Annotated in this window: 3 protein-coding genes and 1 pseudogene; 2 read left to right on the top strand and 2 right to left on the bottom strand. The window is 44.7% G+C overall.

Features of this window, described 5'->3' with window-relative positions:
• Both INT32_RS22240 and INT32_RS21915 read right to left on the bottom strand, forming a co-directional pair.
• Nucleotides 1-346, bottom strand: a pseudogene (locus INT32_RS22240) (hypothetical protein); the annotation flags it as partial.
• Between the two features lie 21 nt (nucleotides 347-367).
• Nucleotides 368-2,140 (bottom strand): copper resistance system multicopper oxidase, encoded by a 1,773-nt coding sequence (locus tag INT32_RS21915; RefSeq protein ID WP_193090796.1) that lies wholly within the window; start codon nucleotides 2,138-2,140, stop codon nucleotides 368-370.
• A gap of 392 nt (nucleotides 2,141-2,532) precedes the next feature.
• Between INT32_RS21915 and INT32_RS21920 the strand changes: the two genes are divergently transcribed.
• Together INT32_RS21920 and INT32_RS21925 are read left to right on the top strand one after the other, a co-directional pair.
• The gene (locus INT32_RS21920; protein ID WP_193090797.1) at nucleotides 2,533-2,868 is read left to right on the top strand and encodes a hypothetical protein; all 336 of its coding nucleotides are present in this window, start codon (nucleotides 2,533-2,535) and stop codon (nucleotides 2,866-2,868) included.
• Between the two features lie 152 nt (nucleotides 2,869-3,020).
• Nucleotides 3,021-3,542 (top strand): glycosyltransferase, encoded by a 522-nt coding sequence (locus tag INT32_RS21925; RefSeq protein WP_193090798.1) that lies wholly within the window; start codon nucleotides 3,021-3,023, stop codon nucleotides 3,540-3,542.
• Nucleotides 3,543-3,608 lie beyond the last annotated feature (66 nt).

A 3,608-nucleotide genomic window follows, 5' to 3' on the forward strand; every position in this document is an offset into this window, starting at 1 on the left:
TGCCTTGCATGTTCATCTTGCTATGATCCATCGCAGGCATCTCTTTCTTGCCCTCACCAGCGCCAGACATGTCCATTTTGCTGTGATCCATGCCTTGCATGTTCATCTTGCTATGATCCATCGCAGGCATCTCTTTCTTGCCTTCGTCAGCGCCAGACATATCCATTTTGCTATGGTCCATGCCTTGCATACTCTCTGCTGGTGCACTTCCGGTCTCAGGTGTAACGGTAGAAGTGCCAGGCTGACTATTAATTGAAACGTGATTTGCCGCATAGGTAAAAACAGGTGAGAGCCCGATGGCTGTAATTGCTAATGACAAAACCTGCTTTTTAATTTGCTTATTCATTGTCTGAATTCCATTTATCAATCAAGCGACTACTACTTCTCGGAACATTCCCATATCCATATGGAGCATCAGGTGACAATGCCATGCCCATCTTCCGAGTGCGTCTGCGGTGACCAGAAAGCTTATTCGCTGGGCGGGTTGTACTGGAATTGTGTGTCGCCTAGCTTGGAAAGATCCATCCGCAGTTTCAAGTTCACTCCACATCCCATGAAGGTGCATTGGATGAGTCATCATCGTGTCGTTATGCAGAATAACTCTCACCCTTTCCCCATATCTAAAATGAATAGGTGTTGATTTTCCGAACTCCAGTCCATCGAATGACCAAGTAAAACGTTCCATATTTCCCGTCAAATGCAGTTCAATTTCGCGCTCGGCACCTCTTGGATCCATTGGGCCGCCTAAGGTATGAAGATCTGCGAGCGTTAGAACACGCCGATTATTGTTGCGCAGCCCGATTCCAGGGTCATCGAGATTCGTTCGTGGCGTATCAACACGCATGTCTGTACTTGGGCCGTACTCGGTCTTTGCGTGACGAACACGCGCATTTGGTCTTGATAAATCTGATGAACTATGATCCATGCCGTTCATATTTGCGTGATTTGATCCAGCCATCGCGCTGTGATCCATTCCGGCCATTCCACCCGCACCCATGCTACCCATCATGTCCATCATTGAAAGCCATTCTGGCTGATCAAGTTCGGGAACAGGCGCTTTCAGATCTGCGCGCACGGCAAGCGTCCCTCTCGCATATCCAGTACGATCCATTGACTGTGCAAATATGGTATAAGCATCATCTTTCGGTTCGATGATGACATCATAAGTTTCGCCTGACCCGAAGCGGAATTCATCTACTGTGACTGGCTCAATGTTTTGGCCATCGGCTTGTACCACGGTCATCTTCAGTCCTGGGATACGGACATCATAGAAACTATGACCGGAGCCATTAATGAACCTCAACCTAATACGCTCGCCTGGTCGAAATACACCGGTCCAATTCCCTGCGGGGGTTTTGCCGTTCATTAAATACGTGAGAACATCTGCCGATAAGTCGTTCAAATCCGTTGGACTCATTCGCATTTGATTCCACATTTTGCGTTTATCAATTGCTGATTTAACGCCGTCTTTGGATGCATCATTAAAAAAATCTACAACTGTTGGCTGGTTATAATTGTAATAATCGCCCTGCATTTTCAATTTTGCTAGTACACGCATTGGATCTTCAGCTGTCCAATCAGAGAGTTGAATTACAAATTCTCTGTCAGCTCGAACTGGATCACTTGAGCGCGGTTCGATTACGATTGCCCCAATCATCCCGGTCGCTTCTTGCATACCAGAATGTGAGTGGTACCAGTACGTACCATTTTGTTCCACTTTGAATCGATACACAAAGGTTTCGCCAGGAGCTATACCTGGGAAACTAATCCCCGGCACGCCATCCATTTGAAAGGGCAGGATAATGCCGTGCCAGTGGATGGAAGTGGATTCTCTTAACTTATTTGTTACACGAATAGTAACCGTGTCTCCTTCTCGCCATCGCAATGTTGGTCCTGGGAGAGACCCATTGATTGTTGTTGCCATTTGTGGACTCCCCGTAAAATTCACGGGAGTTTCACTGATTTCAAGGTTGAACTCTGTACCACTTTGAACCTCAGGCATACTTTTGTTTACATCGGCTGCTTGGCCCCAGCTGGGAGTGGCGAATGGAGTTAATCCAAACAAAACACCACCAGCAGCTAAACCTTGAACAAATCGTCGACGAGGTAGTATTAGAGAAGGTGTAATTGGGCGTTTCACTGGACGGAATCCTAGGACAGAGGTTATTCAAAATATCGCTTATAGATCAGATCTAAGCGGCGTTTATTCTATGAATACACTTTAGCTAGGTGTCGCTGTCGGGTCGATGACGCGGACATTACATTTGTGTAATGTAAGCGCATAATCAGTTATGTTTTTCGTCTCATATTGCGATCAGGCGGATTTGACGTAACATTTTCAAAAAAACAATAAAAAAACGGCATAAATGGGAATAGATTACAGATGATGTCTACAAGTTGACTGATTTGTCATACTGGCGTCATGGAACTGTTGGCTGCCAAAAACTATAGTGGAATCGTTGTCAGAAAAGCTGACATGGTAAGGCTCTAAGGAGCTTTGTAATTCAAAAGCGATTAATAAAGGAATCCACTATGTTTATTAAAGCCAAAATCCTTCCGTTTGTTCTAGCTGCGGGACTTGCCGCTCCTTTAACGAGTTTTGCAAGTTGGGGAGAGCATGAGTCCTATATGGCAGGCTCTGAGCCTGAGCTTTCTATGAAAAGTCGTGCAGAAGTTGCAGAAGAACTCAGGCAAGCTAAATTGGACCCTTCCTGGAAGCCACGCGCCAAAAGAGGTATTCAAGAAAGTGGGGTGTGGCATAAAGAAAGCAATGAGACAAGCAAAACACGAGCTCAGGTTACACAAGAAATGAGGGCGCAGTCACCCGAAGAGAAGGCCTATTTTGAACGGCTCTATTGGGGATCCTAATAGTGGAAGAATGATGGCCTATCGCTGTATAGATTACAGGGAGCGATTGAAAGCTCCTTGTAATTTATCAAACATCCGCATGGGCCATTACTAACATCTACGGCTGGAAACTTACGGGCCAATCCGTTCATGCTTTATCGTCTTAAATAAAAATGAATATTCTATACACAAATTTTCATGTCAGCCCCAATATAGGCGGGCACACAGCGTATATTTCTCGTCTTGTGTGCGGTCTGAAAGCTAAACATAAAGTTTTTTTGGCTGTACCTGGTTCAAGCGCTTTATTTCGAACTTTTCAAAATTCGAGCGATGTCCAAGTGTTTGATCAATCGTTCCCCAACAAGTTAGCGCAAATGCCCGCAGCATTGAAAATGCTCAAAAGAGTAATTTCTGAGCAAAATTTCGATATTATTCATGTGAACGGATCTGCTGACCATCGGCTTGTAATGCTCGCCCTACTGGGACAGAAAAAAAGACCTTCTATAGTGTTTACAAAACACAATGACCATCCTGTCCACTCTTTTGGCTCCAAATTAAGAGCAAAATTTGGCACTGATCATACTATTGCAGTGTGCGATTTTGTTGGGACCATTCTGGCGCAGAGTCCTTATGCTGATGTTGGAGTAACGACTATTTTCAATGGAATCGACACGAATTATTTTAGTTCTGTATGAATCGGCCAGGGTTTACTAGACACTTTTAAGCCTCATAATACTCACAGATGGAGATTATTATGAGCA

The organism is Advenella sp. FME57 (assembly GCF_014897675.1).
Classification (GTDB): domain Bacteria; phylum Pseudomonadota; class Gammaproteobacteria; order Burkholderiales; family Burkholderiaceae_B; genus Advenella.